The organism is Pseudomonas urmiensis, from assembly GCF_014268815.2.
Lineage (GTDB): Bacteria > Pseudomonadota > Gammaproteobacteria > Pseudomonadales > Pseudomonadaceae > Aquipseudomonas > Aquipseudomonas urmiensis.
This window is the reverse complement of sequence record NZ_JABWRE020000001.1, coordinates 5352041-5369441: the sequence shown is the minus strand read 5'-3', so window position 1 is coordinate 5369441 and position 17401 is coordinate 5352041. Positions and strand designations below refer to the sequence as shown.

Sequence of the window (17401 nt, the reverse complement as noted above, 5' to 3'; positions counted from 1 at the left end):
AGGGGCTCTTACTTGATCAGACCATCCAGCGGCGACGAGGCGCTGGCATAGAGTTTCTTCGGCATGCGCCCGGCGAGATACGCCAGACGACCAGCTACGATTGCATGCTTCATGGCTTCAGCCATCAACACCGGCTGCTGAGCGTGGGCAATGGCGGAGTTCATCAGCACAGCCTCACAGCCCATTTCCATGGCAATGGTGGCGTCAGAGGCGGTACCCACGCCTGCGTCGACCAATACCGGCACCTTGGATTCTTCGAGGATGATCTGCAGGTTGTACGGATTGCAGATGCCCAGGCCGGTACCGATCAGGCCTGCCAGCGGCATGACCGCGATGCAGCCGATCTCGGCCAATTGACGGGCAATGATCGGATCGTCGCTGGTGTAGACCATCACGTCGAAACCGTCCTTGACCAGCACTTCGGCGGCCTTGAGGGTTTCGATGACGTTAGGGAACAAGGTCTTCTGGTCGGCCAGTACTTCGAGCTTGACCAGGTTGTGGCCATCGAGCAGCTCGCGGGCCAGGCGGCAGGTACGCACGGCTTCGACCGCGTCGTAGCAGCCTGCGGTGTTCGGCAGGATGGTGTAGCGATCTGGCGGCAGCACGTCGAGCAGGTTCGGCTCGCCCGGATTCTGGCCAAGGTTGGTGCGGCGCACAGCAACGGTGACGATCTCGGCACCCGAGGCCTCGATGGCCAGGCGGGTTTCTTCCATGTCACGGTACTTGCCGGTGCCGACCAGCAGGCGCGACTGGAAAGTGCGCCCGGCCAGGGTGAAGGGCTTGTCGCTACGAACGTTGCTCATCTGTGTTCCTCTGGAAAGGTTGCGGGGCGTTCAGTGAATTGCCGGGGCAGGCTTAGCCGCCACCAATGGCATGGACCACTTCGACCTGGTCACCCTCGCTGAGCTGGGTGCTGTCGTGCTGGCTGCGCGGCACGATATCCAGGTTGAGCTCCACCGCCACCCGGCGACCGGTCAGCTCCAGCCGAGCGAGCAAGGCGGCAACGCTCTCGCCAGCGGGCAATTCGTAGGGTTCACCGTTCAGTTGAATGCGCATGCGCACGGCCACCATTGTTCTTTGGGGCCCGCATTCTAGCCCCGATCCACCGTTGAACCCAAGGGTGGCGGGCACCATTAGTCGCGATTGTGGACCAGTCGGTCAGCCCAGACGCCAGGCTGCCAGGCCCAGGCACAGCCAGCCCGCGAGCAAGCACAGGCCACCGATCGGGGTAATGATGCCCAGCTTGCCCAAGCCGCTCAGGGTCAACAGGTACAGGCTACCGGAGAACAGCACGATCCCCAGCGCGAACAGACCGCCGGCCCAGCCCACCAGGCGCCCCGGCAGGTGCGCGGCGAGCAGCGCAACAGCAAAGATCGCCAAGGTATGCACCAGTTGATAGGTCACACCGGTATGAAAGATGGCCAGGTACTCGGCGCTGAGGCGGTTTTTCAGACCGTGGGCAGCGAACGCACCCAGGGCGACACCGGTGAATCCGAAAAACGCGGCGAGCATCAGGAAGCTGCGAAGCATGGGACGACTCCTCGGAAGGGGTCTGTATAATGGCCCCTTCCATCGGTCCGGCCAAGCCATCGCCATGCTGTCATCTTTTTTCCGCCGCGTCGTCCGCGCCCTGCTCTGGTTTGCTGCTGGCAGTATCGTGCTGGTTCTGGTGCTGCGCTGGATACCGCCACCGGGCACGGCGCTGATGGTCGAGCGCAAGGTGCAGTCCTGGTTCAGTGGCGAGCCGATTGACCTGCAGCGCGACTGGGAGCCGTGGGAGCGCATTTCCGATGACCTGAAAGTGGCGGTGATTGCCGGCGAAGACCAGAAATTCGCCAATCACTGGGGCTTTGACATTCCAGCGATCCAGGCCGCACTGGCGCATAACGAGCGCGGTGGCAACATTCGCGGGGCCAGTACCTTGACTCAGCAGGTGGCCAAGAACCTGTTCCTGTGGTCGGGGCGCAGCTGGTTGCGCAAAGGGCTGGAGGCCTGGTTTACCGCATTGATCGAGCTGTTCTGGTCGAAGGAGCGGATCCTTGAGGTGTATCTGAACAGCGTCGAATGGGGGCCAGGGGTGTTTGGCGCCCAAGCGGCGGCGCGTTATCACTTTGGCGTGGATGCCAGCCGCCTTACTCGCCAACAGGCTGCGCAATTGGCGGCGGTGCTGCCGAGCCCACTCAAGTGGAATGCTGGCCGGCCCAGCGCCTATGTCGCGAGCCGGGCGGGGTGGATTCGGCGGCAGATGAGCCAGTTGGGCGGCACCAGCTATCTGATGCAGCTGGAGGCTTCACGGGGGCCTTGAGGCTCTATCGCGGGGCAAGCCCGCTCCCACGATCTGTCCGGCACGTTCAGTCTCTCGTGGGAGCGGGCTTGCCCCGCGATAGCACTAGCACTGCCCCAAAAAAAAACCGCCTGCCCCGTAAGGGACAGGCGGTTTTTTAACAGCCTGGCAACCAATCAGATGGCAATCAGCGCCTTGACCTTGTTCATCGCGTTCTTCTCCAGCTGACGAATACGCTCAGCCGACACGCTGTACTTCTCTGCCAGCTCATGCAGCGTGGCCTTTTCTTCGGCCAGCCAGCGCTGATAGAGGATGTCCCGACTACGCTCGTCCAGGCCACTCAAGGCCTCGTGCAGGTTGCTGGTGGAGTTGTCGCTCCAGTCGGCATCCTCAAGCTGCATGGCCGGGTCGTAGCGGTGGTCTTCCAGGTAATGCGCAGGCGACTGGAAGGCGCTGTCGTCATCAGCCTCTGCGGCCGGATCGAAAGCCATGTCCTGACCGCTCAGGCGGCTTTCCATCTCGCGGACTTCACGTGGCTCGACGCCGAGGCTCTCGGCAACCCGATGCACTTCGTCGTTGTTCAGCCAGGCCAGGCGTTTCTTCTGGCTGCGCAGGTTGAAGAACAGCTTGCGCTGGGCCTTGGTGGTAGCCACCTTGACGATGCGCCAGTTGCGCAGGATGAATTCGTGGATCTCGGCCTTGATCCAGTGCACCGCGAAGGACACCAGACGCACGCCCATTTCCGGGTTGAAGCGTTTTACCGCCTTCATCAGGCCAACGTTGCCTTCCTGAATCAGGTCGGCCTGGGCCAGCCCGTAGCCGGCATAGCTGCGCGCGATATGCACGACGAAACGCAGGTGGGCCATTACCATTTGCCGAGCGGCCTCAAGATCCTGCTCGTAAAAGAGACGCTCGGCCAGTTCACGCTCCTGCTCGGGCGTCAGCAGGGGAATGCTGTTGACCGTGTGCACATAGGCTTCCAGGTTTGCCCCGGGAACCAAAGCATATGCAGGTTGCAACGAAGTGGTCATTCAAGAACCTCCGACTCACTGGACTCGTGCCTTGTGGGCACTGCCAACATTGACCGGGAACCGCGAAACAAGTTCCCAGAACGGTAAGAAAGTCAATGCTGGCGCAAAAACATTATCGTGGGGCCAGCTCATTCAAGTGGCGGGCCACCGCAATCCATGCACCGATATACCCTAACAACACTGCACCAATCAAGAGCGACAGACCATCGGACGCTGGCACTCCGCCAAGTGCGAAATCACTACCATACAGGCCAGAAAGGCCGACTACCGCGTCGTTGAGCCAGTCCAGCCCGAACGCCAGGATGCCCCAGGCCAACAGCCCGGCACCCAGTCCATACAGCGCCCCCATGTACAGGAAAGGCCGGCGCACGTAGCTGTCCGTGCCGCCTACCAGCTTGATCACTTCGATCTCGACACGGCGGTTTTCAATATGTAGACGAATTGTGTTACCGATTACTAACAGCAAGGCAGAAATCAGCATCACAGCCAGGCCGAAGACGAACCGGTCGCCCAGCTTGAGAATCGCCGCCAGACGCTCGACCCAGACCAGGTCGAGCTGCGCCACTTCAACCTGTGGCAGCTCCGAGAGGCGCTGACGCAGGGCTTCCAAAGCGGGCTTGTCGACTTCGGTCGGGGTCACCACGACGACACCCGGCAACGGGTTGTCCGGCAACTCACGCAGTGCTTCGCCCAGGCCGGACTGTTGCTGGAACTCTTCCAAGGCCTGCTCGCGGCTGACGTATTGGGCATCGGCCACCCCGGGCATGCCCTTGATTTCATCGCGCAGCGCCTCACCTTCGCGGCTACCGGCATCAAGCTTCAGGTACAGCGAAATCTGTGCAGCACGCTGCCAGGAACCGCCCAGTTGCTCGACATTCTTCAGCAGCAGCGACAGGCCCATCGGCATGCTCAAGGCCACAGCCATCACCAGGCAGGTGAAGAAACTACCGATAGGCTGCTTGCCCAGTCGGCGCAGGCTGTCGGCCATGCTCGCCCGGTGGCTTTCCAGCCAGGCATTGAACAGGGTGCGAAAATCCGGGCCGTCGTCATCGTGGCCGCCGCGCTTCTTGCTCGGCTGCGGATCAGCAGGCTTGGGCGCGACGCGCTCGGAAACCTTTGGTGTACGTGTGGTGCTCATTGCCCGGCCTCCCCATCGCCGATCAGACGGCCGCGTTGCAGGGTCAGCATGCGGTGACGCATGCGCGCGATCAGGGCCAGGTCGTGACTGGCGATCAATACCGTGGTGCCCAGGCGATTGATGTCCTCGAACACGCCCATGATCTCCGCCGCCAGGCGTGGATCGAGGTTACCGGTCGGTTCGTCAGCCAGCAGCAAAGCTGGCTGATGGACGATGGCGCGAGCAATACCGACCCGCTGCTGCTGGCCAGTGGACAAGTCTGCCGGGAACAGCTCGCCTTTGTCACTCAACGACACGCGCTCGAGCGCCGAATCCACACGCTTGGCGATCTCGGCCTTGGACAAGCCGAGAATCTGCAGCGGCAGGGCGATGTTGTTGAATACCGTGCGATCGAACAGCAATTGGTGGTTCTGGAACACCACGCCGATCTGCCGACGCAGGAACGGGATCTGCGAATTGCTGATCTGTCCAAGGTCTTGCCCTGCCAGCAGCAGCTTGCCGCTGGTCGGACGCTCCATGGCCAGCAGCAGGCGCAGCAAGGTGCTCTTACCGGCGCCAGAGTGGCCGGTGACGAACAGGAACTCGCCCCGGCGCGCGCGGAAACTCAGTTCATGCAGGCCGACGTGGCCATTAGGGTAGCGCTTGGCAACCTGTTCGAATCGAATCATGAATGCTCCCGCTCGGCAAACAGGGCTTTGACGAAAGGCTCGGCCTCGAAGGTGCGCAGATCGTCGATGCCTTCACCGACGCCAATGAAGCGAATCGGCAGCTTGAACTGCTTGGCCAGGGCGAAGATCACCCCGCCCTTGGCGGTGCCGTCCAGCTTGGTCAGGGCCAGGCCGGTGAGCTCGACACTCTGGTTGAAGTACTTGGCCTGGCTGATAGCGTTCTGGCCGGTACCGGCATCGAGCACCAGCAGCACTTCGTGCGGCGCGTCGGCATCAAGCTTGGCAATGACCCGGCGGACCTTCTTCAGCTCTTCCATCAGGTTGTCTTTGGTATGCAGACGACCGGCGGTATCAGCGATCAGTACATCCGCGCCACGGGCCTTGGCGGCCTGCACGGCGTCGAAGATCACCGAGGCCGAATCGGCACCGGTGTGCTGGGCGATGACCGGAATCTGGTTACGCTCACCCCAGACCTGCAACTGCTCGACAGCCGCGGCGCGGAAGGTGTCACCGGCGGCCAGCATGACTTTCTTGCCATCGAGCTGCAGCTTCTTGGCCAGCTTGCCGATGGTAGTGGTCTTGCCGGCGCCGTTCACGCCGACCACGAGGATCACATAGGGCTTGTTTTGCGCTTCGACCTTCAGCGGCTGCTCGACCGGGCGCAGCAACGCGGCCAGTTCTTCCTGCAGCGACTTGTACAACGCGTCAGCGTCAGCCAGCTGTTTACGGGCAACCTTCTGGGTCAGGTTCTGGACGATGGTCGAGGTGGCCTCAACCCCAACGTCAGCGGTCAGCAGGCGGGTCTCGATCTCGTCGAGCAGGTCGTCGTCGATGACTTTCTTGCCCAGGAACAGGCTGGCCATGCCTTCGCCGATGCTGGCACTGGTCTTCGACAGGCCTTGTTTGAGGCGAGCGAAGAAGCCGAGCTTGGACTGCTCATTGGCAACCCCCGCTGGGGCCTGCTCAGGTTCAGGCTCGGCGACGATCGGCGCGGCTTCCACAGCGGGCGTTGGCTGCGCTTGGAGCACTGGCGCCACGACAACCGGCTCTGGCTCAGCTACGGCAGCAGTAGCAACAACAGGCTCGACAGGCTGCGGCTCGATGACCGGAGCCACGGCGACAGCTTCAGGCTGCAGCGCAGCGGGCTCGGGCGCCTGCACCACCGGGGCCACAGGTTCGACAGCCGGGCGCAGCGGGATCGCCGGGGGCTCCATAGGCTCAAGGTCAGGAACCAGCGCCACAGGCTCTTCGGCCACCGGCAAAACCAGCGAGCTGACAGGGGTGTGAGCCGGCTCGGCAGTCGGCGTCACGGTCGCGGCCACAGGGTTCTGTGGTGGCTGCTCGATTTCTGCCGCTGGCGAGCTCTGCACAGGGGCAGGCTCGGGCTGCGTCACCTGCGCGTCCGGAGCAGGCTGCTCAACGGGCACAATCGGCTCGGCAGCCTCAGGCTCAGGCGTTTGCGGCTGTTCGGCGACAGGTTGCTGCGGTTTCTTGCGGAACCAGCCGAACAGGCCTTTCTTCTCGCCAGCCTCGGCCGGCGCTTTTTTGTCGTCGTTGGAACCAAACATGGAAGACGGCTATCTCAGGGTAGCGATGGGCCATTAGCGGCGCATCTGGAATTCTCTATCACGCAGAACAGACTATCTTGAATCCGGCTGGTTCATGCGCAACGTTTTGTCGTAGGTCCTGCGGGCCAGAACGGCGACAGGCATGGTCGCCAGGCAACCGGATCAGTATCCTAGCACCTCCTGGCCCGCCGACGCTAAACCGAAGCGGGCCGCCGTACAGGTTAATCAACGTATGAATGCTCTAGCCCGCCGTGCCGCTGGCCTGTTGCTCAGCACGCTCTGCCTGCCGCTGGCAGCCCTCGCCGCCGATCCGCAACCGACCCACGAGTTCATCCTCGACAACGGCCTGAAAGTGGTCGTGCGCGAAGACCATCGCGCGCCAGTGGTGGTCTCGCAGATCTGGTACAAGGTCGGTTCCAGCTACGAGACCCCGGGCCAGACCGGTCTGTCGCATGCCCTCGAACACATGATGTTCAAAGGCAGCGCCAAGCTTGGCCCTGGTGAAGCCTCGCGCATCCTGCGTGATCTGGGCGCGGAAGAAAACGCCTTCACCAGCGACGACTACACCGCTTATTACCAGGTTCTGGCCCGAGATCGGCTGCCGGTCGCCCTGGAGCTTGAGGCCGACCGCCTGGCCAGCCTGCGTCTTCCGGCCGACGAATTCAGCCGCGAGATCGAGGTCATCAAGGAAGAGCGCCGCCTGCGCACAGACGACCAGCCCAATGCCAAGGCGTTCGAGCTGTTCAGCGCCATGGCCTACCCGGCCAGCGGCTACCACACCCCAACCATCGGCTGGATGGCCGACCTGGACCGCATGAAGGTCGAGGAGCTGCGCCACTGGTACGAGTCCTGGTACGCGCCGAACAACGCCACCCTGGTGGTGGTCGGCGATGTCACCGTCGATGAGGTCAAGGGCCTGGCGCAAAAGTACTTCGGTGCCATTCCCAAGCGCACGGTGCCGCCTTCCAAGCTGCCGCTGGAATTGGCCGAGCCTGGCCTGCGCCAACTCACCCTGCATGTGCGCACCCAGCTGCCGAACCTGATCTACGGCTTCAACGTGCCGGGCCTGGCCACTGCCAAGGACCCACGTAGCGTGCACGCCCTGCGCCTGATCTCGGCGCTGCTCGACGGCGGCTACAGCGCACGCATGCCCGCGCGCCTGGAGCGCGGCCAGGAACTGGTGGCCGGCGCATCCTCCGGTTACGACGCCTTCACCCGCGGCGACAGCCTGTTCCTGATCTCGGCCACGCCAAACGTGCAAAAGCAGAAAACCCTGGCGGATGTGGAAAAAGGCATCTGGCAGCTGCTCGACGAGCTCAAGACCACCCCGCCGACCGCCGAAGAGCTCGAGCGCGTGCGCGCCCAGGTCATCGCCGGGCTGGTGTATGACCGCGATTCCATCAGCAGCCAGGCCACCACCATTGGCCAGCTGGAAACCGTGGGCCTGTCCTGGAAGCTGATCGACAGCGAACTGGATGAGCTCAAGCGCGTGACCCCGCAGGACATCCAGGACGCCGCCCGCACCTATTTCACCCGCGAACGCCTGAGCGTTGCCCATGTACTGCCCGAGGAGTCCGCTCATGAGTGATCGCAGCGCCCCACGCTATACCCTGATCGGCCTGGGCATCATCGCGCTGGTAGTGGCCGCAGCCTTGCTGTTGGCCCGCCCTGCCCAATCGGACAACGCGGGCAAGGCCGACAGCGCTGCCGCCCGCCCGACCAATACCCTGCAATCGCTGGCCGAGCTGGACGGCAAGACGCCCAGCCGACGCGAGCTGAACATCCAGAACTGGACCACCGCCGAAGGCGCGCGGGTGCTGTTCGTCGAGGCCCGTGAGTTGCCGATGTTCGACCTGCGCGTGACCTTCGCCGCCGGTAGCAGCCAGGATGGCGACGTCCCTGGCCTGGCCACCTTGACCAACGCCATGCTCAACGAAGGGGTCGCCGGCAAGGACGTGACCGCCATCGCCGAAGGCTTCGAAGGCCTGGGCGCGGACTTTGGCAACGGCTCCTACCGGGACATGGCGGTCGCTACCCTGCGCAGCCTCAGCGCCCCGGACAAACGTGAACCGGCACTGAAACTGTTCGCTGAAGTCGCCGGTAAGCCGACCTTCCCTACCGACGCCCTCAAGCGTATCCAGAACCAGCTGTTGGCCGGTTTCGAGTACGAAAAGCAGAACCCAGGCAAGATCGCTGGCAAGGCGCTGTTCGCCAACCTGTATGGCAGCCACCCTTACGCGCACCCGAGCGACGGCACCGCCCAGAGCATCCCTGGGATCACTCAGCAACAGCTGCGCGACTTCCATGCCAAGGCCTATGCCGCAGGCAATGCGGTGATCGCCTTGGTCGGCGACCTGAGCCGTAGCGAAGCCGAAGCCATCGCCGCTCAAGTCTCCGCCGCGCTGCCTAAAGGTGCCGCCCTGGCCAAACCAGCCGAGCCGAGCGAGCCCAAGGCCGGCGTCACCCATATCGACTTCCCGTCCAAGCAGACCCACCTGATGCTCGCCGAGCTGGGTATCGACCGCCAGGATCCAGACTGGGCTGCGCTGTCGCTGGGCAACCAGATCCTCGGTGGCGGTGCTTTTGGCACCCGGCTGATGAGCGAAGTGCGGGAAAAACGCGGCCTGACGTACGGCGTCTACTCGGTGTTCAGCCCGATGCAGGTGCGCGGCCCGTTCATGATCAACTTGCAAACCCGCGCCGAACTGAGCGAAGGCACCCTCAAGCTGGTGCAGGATATCCTCGCCGACTACCTCAGCAATGGCCCCACCCAGCAAGAGCTGGACGACGCCAAGCGCGAACTGGCCGGCAGCTTCCCGCTGTCCAATGCCAGCAACGCCAGTATCGTCGGCCAGCTGGGCGCGATCGGCTTCTACAACCTGCCGCTGACCTGGCTCGAAGACTTCATGCAGCAGTCGCAGAGCCTGACCGTCGAGCAGGTCAAGGCAGCCATGAACAAACACCTGGCGGCGGACAAACTGGTGATCGTCACGGTTGGCCCGAAAGTGCCGCAAAAACCACTGCCACCGCCTACTGACAAACCCGCCGAGCAGCCGCTTGGCGTACCGGAGCATTAATGGCCAAGCCATCCACCCCCGCTCGCGCCGCCCAGGGCGCGAGCCAAGGCCAGGGCCACCTGCGCATCATCGCTGGCGAGTGGCGTAGCCGTCGCCTGGCGGTGCCTGCGGGCCAAGGCCTGCGCCCAACCCCTGATCGCGTACGCGAAACCGTGTTCAACTGGCTCGCCCCCTACATCGAGGGCGCCCAGGTGCTCGACGCTTTCACCGGCAGTGGCGCCCTGGTCCTTGAAGCGTTGTCTCGCGGCGCCGAAGATGCCGTGGCACTGGACAGCAACCCGGCAGCCATCAGCAACCTCAAGGACAACCTGGAACTGCTGCGCTGCCCACGCGGGCAGATCTTGCAGACCGATGCCCTGCGCTATCTGGACGGCGAGGCGAAAAAGCAGTTCGACGTGGTGTTCCTCGACCCACCGTTTCACCAGGACCTGCTGGCCAACACCTGCAACCTGCTCGAACAGCATCAGTGGCTACGTGAGCGCGCCTGGATCTACACAGAAAGCGAAGCCGCGCCATCCTCGCTGCAGATGCCAGCCAACTGGCGCCTGCACCGCGAGAAGAAAACCGGCCAGGTGCATTACGCGTTGTGGCAACGCGGCTGATTGCCGACCAATAGCGTAGGTACAGTGGCGGTGTTCCATGGCACTCTAGGCAGGCACACAAAGAGTCGCCCAGCATGCCCAGCCTCACCGCCACGTTCCGCCCGGCCACCGGGATTTCCAACCCCCACCTGCAAACCTTGTGGGGGCCGCTCTGGCGCAAGATGCCCGAATTGCAGCGCAGCCGAGAGCGGCTCTGGCTGGCCGATGGCGACTTCCTCGACCTCGACTGGCACGGCCCGCATCAGCATGACGCACCGCTGGTGCTGGTGCTCCACGGCCTGACCGGCTCATCCAACTCACCCTACGTCAAAGGCTTGCAGCAAGCCTTGCTGGCGCGTGGCTGGGCCAGTGTCGCGGTGAACTGGCGTGGCTGCTCGGGCGAGCCGAACCTGCTGGCCCGCAGTTATCACTCCGGCGCAAGCGAAGACCTCGCCGAAGCCATCAGCCATCTGCGTGCCCAGCGGCCACTGGCGCCGCTGTATGCAGTTGGCTATTCACTGGGCGGCAATGTGTTGCTCAAGTATCTGGGTGAAAGCGGCTCGGCCAGCCAACTGCAGGCAGCGGTAGCGGTGTCGGTGCCGTTTCGTCTGGACGAGTGTGCCGACCGCATCGGTCAGGGCTTTTCCAAGGTCTACCAGGCGCACTTCATGCGTGAAATGCTCGCCTACGTGCAGCACAAGGAGCGGCATTTGCGCGCTAACGGCCACCAGGAAGGGGTGGCGGCGCTGGAGCGCCTCGGCACTCTGCGCAATTTGCGCACGTTCTGGGATTTCGATGGCAAGGTGACCGCGCCGCTCAACGGCTTCAGCGATGCGCACGATTACTATCGGCGCTCATCGAGCCGCTATTACCTGGGCGAAAATCGCACGCCGACCCTGATCATTCACTCCAGCGACGACCCGTTCGTGTTCAGCCACAGCTTGCCCACGGCGGACGAGCTGGCGCCGCAGACGCACTTCGAGCTGCACAGCCGTGGTGGGCATGTCGGGTTTGTCGATGGCAGCCTGCGCAATCCGGGGTATTACCTGGAGCGACGGATTCCGCAGTGGCTGGTAGAGGGAGGCTGAGCCCGAATCGTTAGCCAGCCTCCACTTGAAGTCAGGTTCAGTCGCCTGTCGCAACCCCATGTTGCGGATCATTGATCCACTCGCTCCACGACCCCGCATACAGCCTGCCTAGCGGATACCCCGCCAATGCCAAGGCGAATAGGTTGTGACAAGCTGTCACCCCTGACCCGCAATACGCCACCAACTGCTCGGGCGCACGTCCCGCCAGCTTCTCGTCAAAGCGCTGCTTGAGCTGATCAGCAGGTAAAAAGCGCCCATCTGCGCCCAGATTGTCAGTAAATGCAGCGCATTGAGCGCCCGGAATATGCCCAGCCACCGGATCGATCGGTTCGACTTCACCGCGAAAACGCGGCAGACCGCGGGCATCGATCAGGGTCAACTCTGGTTTTTTCAGCGTCTTGGCCAGCTGTTCGGCATCGATCAACAGGTGCATGTCTGGCTCGCCGCTGAAGGTGCCTTCGCGCTTGGGTGCAGGATCCAGACTCAACGGTAGGTGCGCCGCGTGCCAGGCCTTGAGGCCGCCATCGAGAATCGATACCCCGTCGCGCTTACCCAGCCACGCCAGCAACCACCAGGCACGGGCCGCAAAGGCGCCGGGACCATCGTCATACAGCACCACCTGGCTGTCGTTATCCACACCCCACTCGCGCAAGCGCTCGACTAGGCGCTGCGGCTCGGGCAGTGGATGACGACCGGTCACGCCCTTGACCACCTTGCCACTCAAGTCCCGTTCCAGATCAGCAAAATGCGCCCCGGCGATATGTCCCTCGGCATAGCTGCGTTGGCCGTAGTCCACGTCTTCCAGGGCGAAACGACAATCGAGGATCACCAGTTTGGGCGAGTCGAGTTGCTCGGCCAGTTGTTGCGGGGTGATCAATTGCGCAAGGGGCATGACAATCTCCTGATCAATGGCACGAAAGCCCTGGCTCACTGCTCCAGGGCTTGGTTGAACGGTATGTGGAATTCCTGGCACAGCGCATCCACGGCAGTGCGGGCGTCAGCGGTGACGAAGCCGAGCTCCAGTACCAGCACCTGATAGACGCCGCGCTTGAAGGCTTCTTCACCCAAGTGCGCGGTATGTTCGCGAGTGGTACTGAGAAACCGTACCCAAGAGGTCAGCACAATCCAGGCGTTGATGGTCAGCGACTCAATCTGCGCAGGCTCCATGGCCAGAATCCCGGCATCGACGAAACCACGGTAGATCGCTTGGCCCTGCTGCAGGCAGCGTTGGGAAAAACGTCGATAGCGCGCAGCCAGCTCCAGGTCGCTTTCAAGCAGGTGCTCAAGATCACGGTGCAGAAAGCGAAAATTCCACATCGCGGCCAGCAAGGCCTTGAGATAGAAGCGCTTGTCCTCAACCGTCGCGGCGCGGCCCTGGGGCGGTCGCAGGAAACTGTCGACCAGCTCTTCGTACTGGCTGAACAGCACGGCGATAATCGCCTGCTTGTTAGGGAAGTGGTAATACAGGTTGCCGGGAGAAATCTCCATGTACGCGGCAATGTGATTGGTGCTGACGCTACGTTCGCCCTGTTGGTTGAACAGCTCCAGGCTGTTCTGCACGATGCGCTCACGGGTCTTGATGCGCGGGGCCATGCTCAGCTCCAGTCTGCAGGCTTGTAGATAGCTGCATCTTACGGTTAATCGCGACCAAGATGCACCGTTGCAGCAGGGGGAAAAACTCCAGCCAAGCGCCGCTTTAGAGTATAGGCTCTAGGGGTTGTGCAGCCTCTTGGAGCTCCCATGACTTCGTCTTTTTCCCTGCCCCCTGTGCATTCGGACCTCGACCTGCAGGCGTTGTTCTCCAGCCAGCGACAGGCGTTCGCCAGCCACCCGATGCCACCCGCAGCCCAGCGCCGACAATGGCTGAAAAGCCTGCGCGAAGCGTTGTTGGCGGACCAAGATGCACTGATCGAAGCGATTGACGCCGACTTCGATGGACGCAGCGCCGATGAAACCTTGCTTGCTGAGCTGTTGCCGTCGGTGCAGGGCCTGCGCCATGCCGAGCAACACCTGCAGCGCTGGATGAAGCCCGCGCGGCGCAAGGTAGGCCTGGCATTCCAGCCGGCGACCGGGCGCGTGCTGTACCAGCCGTTGGGCGTGGTCGGGATTATCGTCCCGTGGAACTACCCGCTGTTTCTCGCCATCGGCCCGCTGACCTGCGCCCTGGCGGCCGGCAACCGGGTGATGCTCAAGCTCAGCGAAGCCACGCCGGCCAGTGCCGCGGCGCTCAAAGCGCTGCTGGAGCGGGTATTTCCCGCTGATCTGGTCAGTGTCGTGCTCGGCGAGGTGGAAGTTGGCCAGGCCTTCGCCCGCCTGCCTTTCGATCACCTGCTGTTCACCGGTGCCACCAGCATCGGCCGCCAGGTGATGCTGGCCGCCGCGCACAACCTGACGCCGGTAACCCTGGAGCTGGGCGGTAAATCACCCGCTATCGTCTCGCCCAGCGCAGCGCTGGACGGCGCCGCCGAGCGCATCGCCTTTGGCAAGACCCTCAACGCCGGGCAAACCTGTGTCGCGCCCGACTATGTGCTGGTGCCTCGCGACCACTTAGGTGCATTCGCCGAGGCCTATCGACGTGCGGTCCGGCGCCTGTACCCAAGCATTGCCGACAACCGCGACTACAGCGCGATCATCAACCCGCGCCAGCTGCAGCGCCTTGAGCGGCTACTGGCCGATGCCAGCGACAAGGGCGCGCAGGTGCTCGACCTGTACCCCGACGAAACGCGCCAGGGTCGGCGCCTGCCCCCGCATTTGCTGTTCGATGTGAACGATGACATGCAGGTGATGCAGGACGAAATTTTCGGCCCATTACTGCCGCTAGTGCCTTATGACCGTCTTGAGGACGCCTTGGCCTACATCAACCAGCGTCCCAGACCACTGGCGCTCTACTATTTTGGCTACAACCGGGCCGAGCAGGACTACGTGGTGCATCACACCCACTCCGGCGGAGTGTGCCTGAATGACACCCTGCTGCATGTTGCCCAGGATGATCTGCCATTTGGCGGCATCGGCCCATCCGGCATGGGCCACTACCATGGCCAGGATGGTTTTCTGACCTTCAGCAAGGCCAAGGCCGTGCTGGCCAAGCAAAGGCTCAACGCGGCGCGATTGATCTATCCGCCGTATGGCAGGGCGTTGCAGCGCCTGGTCTACAAGTTGTTCATCCGCTAAGCCTGAACTGGGCCGATCGCGGGGCAAGCCCGCTCCCACGAATCGTGCGCCGATGGGCGTGGGAGCGGGCTTGCCCCGCGATTAGGCCAATACAGGCAAGCCACATGACAACCCATATCCGTACTGTCTATAGTGCCTTCGTCAGGCCGCACCGCTTGGCCGGGCGCAATCGCTGCGCTACCATCCGACTCCCCAACGCACTCCAAGCCAGGATGACGCGATGAACCGAGTGTTGTACCCGGGTACTTTCGACCCTATTACCAAGGGCCACGGCGACCTGGTCGAGCGCGCTTCGCGTCTGTTCGATCACGTGATCATCGCTGTGGCGGCCAGCCCCAAGAAAAATCCATTGTTCCCCCTGGAACAGCGGGTTGAGCTGGCCCGTGAGGTCACCAGGCACCTGCCCAATGTCGAAGTCATCGGCTTCTCCAGCCTGCTTGCGCATTTCGCCAAGGAGCAGAATGCCAATGTGTTCCTGCGTGGCCTGCGCGCGGTCTCGGATTTCGAGTACGAGTTCCAACTGGCGAACATGAATCGCCAGCTGGCACCGGACGTCGAGAGCCTGTTCCTGACGCCGTCGGAGCGCTATTCGTTCATTTCCTCGACCCTGGTCCGGGAAATTGCCGCATTGGGCGGTGACATCACCAAGTTCGTCCATCCGGTGGTGGCCGAGGCCCTGACCGAACGCTTCAAGAAGTGATCTACACGGCCTGACGTCGCGCCCGCGTGCACTGCGGGCGCGATTGCGGCACAATTGTGCCCATTAGGTCTGAAACATGCCCGGGCCCAGAGCCCCGGCCGGAGCCCCCATGTCCCTGATCATCACCGACGATTGCATCAACTGCGACGTCTGCGAACCCGAGTGCCCGAACGCCGCCATCTCCCAAGGCGAAGAGATCTACGTGATCGACCCAAACCTGTGCACCCAGTGCGTGGGCCATTACGACGAGCCGCAGTGTCAGCAGGTTTGTCCGGTCGACTGCATCCCCTTGGATGAAGCCCACCCGGAAACCGAAGACGAACTGATGGCCAAATACCGTCGGATCACCGGCAAAGCCTGATGCCGTTCGTCGGCGCGTTTCGCAGCGCAGCCCTGGGCGCCGTTCTGGCGCTGCTGGCAACTGCGGCCCACGCTCAAGGCCCTGGCCGCGCGGCAATCGCCAGCCCGCATGCGCAAGCCACTGCGGCGGCAGGCCAAATCCTTGCGCAAGGTGGTAACGCTTTCGATGCGGCAATTGCCGTCAGCGCTGCGCTGGCGGTGGTCGAACCCTATGGTTCGGGGCTTGGCGGCGGTGGTTTCTTCCTGCTGCGAGAAGCTGGGCAAACCCCGCGCTACCGCTTCCTCGACGCCCGCGAGCGCGCCCCTGGCGGCGCAACCGAGGACATGTACCTCAAGCAGGGCAAAGTCAGCCCGGGGCTTTCGATCAATGGCGCGTTGGCCGCAGCCATTCCCGGCCTGCCTCAAGCCCTGGCCGAACTCGCTGCCACTCACGGCAAGCTGCCGCTCAAGGACAGCCTTGCCCCAGCCATTCGCCTGGCGAACCAGGGCTTTACCGTGGACCGCATCTATCGCGACCGCGCCACCATGCGCCTGAGTGCGCTGCGTGACGATCCTGAAAGCGCACGGTTATTTCTGCTGAACAACCAAGTCCCGCCGCTGGGCGCGGTCATCCGCCAGCCAGAGCTGGCCCACACCCTGCAACGCATAGCCGATGACGGCCGTGATGGCTTCTACCGAGGCGTGCTGGCCGAACAGTTGGTAGATGGAATCCGCGAGGCGGGCGGTATCTGGACCCTCGATGACCTGGCCAACTACCGCACCGTCTGGCGCGAGCCGTTGCGTTTCAACCTGGCCAACCAACGCCAACTGATCAGCAGCCCACCGCCCTCGGCAGGTGGCGTGGCCTTGGCGCAAAGCCTGGCGATGCTCCAGCGCCTGCCCTGGCAAAGCGCCGAGCCGGTCCAGCGCAGCCATTACGTGATTGAAGTGCTGCGCCGGGCCTATCGAGATCGTGGACTACTGGGCGACCCGGATTACGTCAGCAACCCGATCAATCGCCTGCTGGCGCGCAACTACCTGACCGGGCTTGCCGACAGCATCGACGTCTACCAAGCCACGCCCAGCAGCACCTTGGCCCCCGCACCGGCATGGCGCGAAGGCGACCACACCACGCACTTTGCGGTGATCGACGCCGACGGCAATGCAGTGTCAGCCACCCTTTCGGTCAACTTGCCATTCGGCGCGGCCTTCACCGTGCCAGGCAGTGGCGTGGTGCTCAACAACGAGATGGACGACTTTGCCGCCGATCCACACGGCAGTAATAGTTATGGACTCGCTGGCAGCCAGGCCAATGCCGTGGCGGCGGGCAAGCGCCCCCTGTCGAGCATGAGCCCCAGCTTTATCGAGAGCCCGACCCAGCTGGCCAGCTTCGGCACGCCGGGTGGTAGCCGGATTCCGAGCATGGTGCTGCTGTCGGTGATGGGTTTTCTTGAGGGCCGACCGGTGAGCGAATGGCCGGCGACGGCGCGGTATCACCACCAGTATCTGCCGGACGTGGTTGAGCATGAGCCGGGGACGTTCAGCGCTGTGCAAAAAGCTGAGCTGGAGGCTCGCGGGTATCGCCTGAAGGACCTGGGGCGTAGCTACGGCAACCAGCAGGTGCTGTATTGGGACAAGGCGGCGGGGACGCTAGAAGCGGCAAGTGATCCGCGCGGTGTGGGCGAGGCTGTGATCGCTCCTTAACCTGAAGCAGGCAAATCGCGGGGCAAGCCCGCTCCCACGCCGTCTCAATATC

Annotated in this window: 18 protein-coding genes; 9 read left to right on the top strand and 9 right to left on the bottom strand. The window is 63.1% G+C overall.

Going from position 1 to position 17401, the window contains the following annotated elements:
• Positions 1–8: 8 nt before the first annotated feature.
• The 3 genes from HU737_RS24240 to HU737_RS24230 form a co-directional block, all read right to left on the bottom strand.
• Entirely contained in the window at positions 9–803 is a 795-nt protein-coding gene (locus tag HU737_RS24240; protein ID WP_186556552.1) for a thiazole synthase, read from the bottom strand.
• Positions 804–855: 52 nt separating this feature from the next.
• On the bottom strand, positions 856–1056 hold the full coding sequence (gene thiS, locus HU737_RS24235; RefSeq protein ID WP_099814494.1) for a sulfur carrier protein ThiS: 201 nt from the start codon (positions 1054–1056) through the stop codon (positions 856–858).
• Positions 1057–1158: 102 nt separating this feature from the next.
• The gene (locus tag HU737_RS24230; protein WP_186556551.1) at positions 1159–1530 is read right to left on the bottom strand and encodes a DUF423 domain-containing protein; all 372 of its coding nucleotides are present in this window, start codon (positions 1528–1530) and stop codon (positions 1159–1161) included.
• A gap of 64 nt (positions 1531–1594) precedes the next feature.
• Between HU737_RS24230 and mtgA the strand changes: the two genes are divergently transcribed.
• A complete protein-coding gene (gene mtgA, locus HU737_RS24225; protein WP_186556550.1) occupies positions 1595–2305 on the top strand; it encodes a monofunctional biosynthetic peptidoglycan transglycosylase in 711 nt (236 codons plus the stop codon).
• A gap of 155 nt (positions 2306–2460) precedes the next feature.
• Here mtgA and rpoH read toward each other — a convergent pair whose 3' ends face one another.
• The 4 genes from rpoH to ftsY all read right to left on the bottom strand — a co-directional run bounded on the left by rpoH (position 2461) and on the right by ftsY (position 6689).
• The gene (gene rpoH / locus HU737_RS24220; protein WP_186556549.1) at positions 2461–3315 is read right to left on the bottom strand and encodes an RNA polymerase sigma factor RpoH; all 855 of its coding nucleotides are present in this window, start codon (positions 3313–3315) and stop codon (positions 2461–2463) included.
• A 112-nt stretch (positions 3316–3427) separates the two neighbouring features.
• Positions 3428–4453, bottom strand: coding sequence for a permease-like cell division protein FtsX (gene ftsX / locus HU737_RS24215; RefSeq protein ID WP_186556548.1), 1026 nt, complete (start codon positions 4451–4453; stop codon positions 3428–3430).
• Complete coding sequence (gene ftsE / locus HU737_RS24210) at positions 4450–5121, bottom strand: cell division ATP-binding protein FtsE (RefSeq protein ID WP_186556547.1); 672 nt, start codon at positions 5119–5121, stop codon at positions 4450–4452. Before ftsE ends, ftsX begins: the two co-directional genes overlap by 4 nt.
• Entirely contained in the window at positions 5118–6689 is a 1572-nt protein-coding gene (ftsY, locus tag HU737_RS24205) for a signal recognition particle-docking protein FtsY (protein WP_186556546.1), read from the bottom strand. The genes ftsE and ftsY overlap by 4 nt, the downstream gene beginning before the upstream one ends.
• Positions 6690–6921: 232 nt before the next feature.
• On the opposite strand from ftsY, the gene HU737_RS24200 reads away from it, so the two are divergent.
• From HU737_RS24200 to HU737_RS24185, 4 genes are all read left to right on the top strand, one after another.
• On the top strand, positions 6922–8277 hold the full coding sequence (locus HU737_RS24200; protein WP_186556545.1) for a M16 family metallopeptidase: 1356 nt from the start codon (positions 6922–6924) through the stop codon (positions 8275–8277).
• Positions 8270–9766, top strand: a complete 1497-nt coding sequence (locus HU737_RS24195) for a M16 family metallopeptidase (RefSeq protein ID WP_186556544.1) — start codon at positions 8270–8272, stop codon at positions 9764–9766. Before HU737_RS24200 ends, HU737_RS24195 begins: the two co-directional genes overlap by 8 nt.
• Positions 9766–10368 (top strand): 16S rRNA (guanine(966)-N(2))-methyltransferase RsmD, encoded by a 603-nt coding sequence (rsmD, locus tag HU737_RS24190; RefSeq protein ID WP_186556543.1) that lies wholly within the window; start codon positions 9766–9768, stop codon positions 10366–10368. The genes HU737_RS24195 and rsmD overlap by 1 nt, the downstream gene beginning before the upstream one ends.
• Before the next feature lie 74 nt (positions 10369–10442).
• Entirely contained in the window at positions 10443–11435 is a 993-nt protein-coding gene (locus HU737_RS24185) for a hydrolase (protein ID WP_186556542.1), read from the top strand.
• Between the two features lie 37 nt (positions 11436–11472).
• Here the strand turns inward: HU737_RS24185 and HU737_RS24180 are convergent, their stop codons facing one another.
• Both HU737_RS24180 and HU737_RS24175 read right to left on the bottom strand, forming a co-directional pair.
• Positions 11473–12327: a sulfurtransferase gene (locus HU737_RS24180; protein WP_186556541.1), complete on the bottom strand. Its 855-nt coding sequence runs from the start codon at positions 12325–12327 to the stop codon at positions 11473–11475.
• A gap of 35 nt (positions 12328–12362) precedes the next feature.
• A complete protein-coding gene (locus tag HU737_RS24175; protein ID WP_186556540.1) occupies positions 12363–13028 on the bottom strand; it encodes a TetR/AcrR family transcriptional regulator in 666 nt (221 codons plus the stop codon).
• A gap of 147 nt (positions 13029–13175) precedes the next feature.
• On the opposite strand from HU737_RS24175, the gene HU737_RS24170 reads away from it, so the two are divergent.
• From HU737_RS24170 to ggt, 4 genes are all read left to right on the top strand, one after another.
• Complete coding sequence (locus HU737_RS24170; RefSeq protein ID WP_186556539.1) at positions 13176–14606, top strand: coniferyl aldehyde dehydrogenase; 1431 nt, start codon at positions 13176–13178, stop codon at positions 14604–14606.
• Positions 14607–14826: 220 nt separating this feature from the next.
• Positions 14827–15306, top strand: a complete 480-nt coding sequence (coaD, locus tag HU737_RS24165; protein ID WP_186556538.1) for a pantetheine-phosphate adenylyltransferase — start codon at positions 14827–14829, stop codon at positions 15304–15306.
• 109 nt (positions 15307–15415) lie between these two features.
• Positions 15416–15667, top strand: a complete 252-nt coding sequence (locus HU737_RS24160) for a YfhL family 4Fe-4S dicluster ferredoxin (protein ID WP_011531711.1) — start codon at positions 15416–15418, stop codon at positions 15665–15667.
• The gene (ggt, locus tag HU737_RS24155) at positions 15667–17349 is read left to right on the top strand and encodes a gamma-glutamyltransferase (RefSeq protein WP_186556537.1); all 1683 of its coding nucleotides are present in this window, start codon (positions 15667–15669) and stop codon (positions 17347–17349) included. The genes HU737_RS24160 and ggt overlap by 1 nt, the downstream gene beginning before the upstream one ends.
• The last annotated feature ends 52 nt before the right edge of the window (positions 17350–17401 follow it).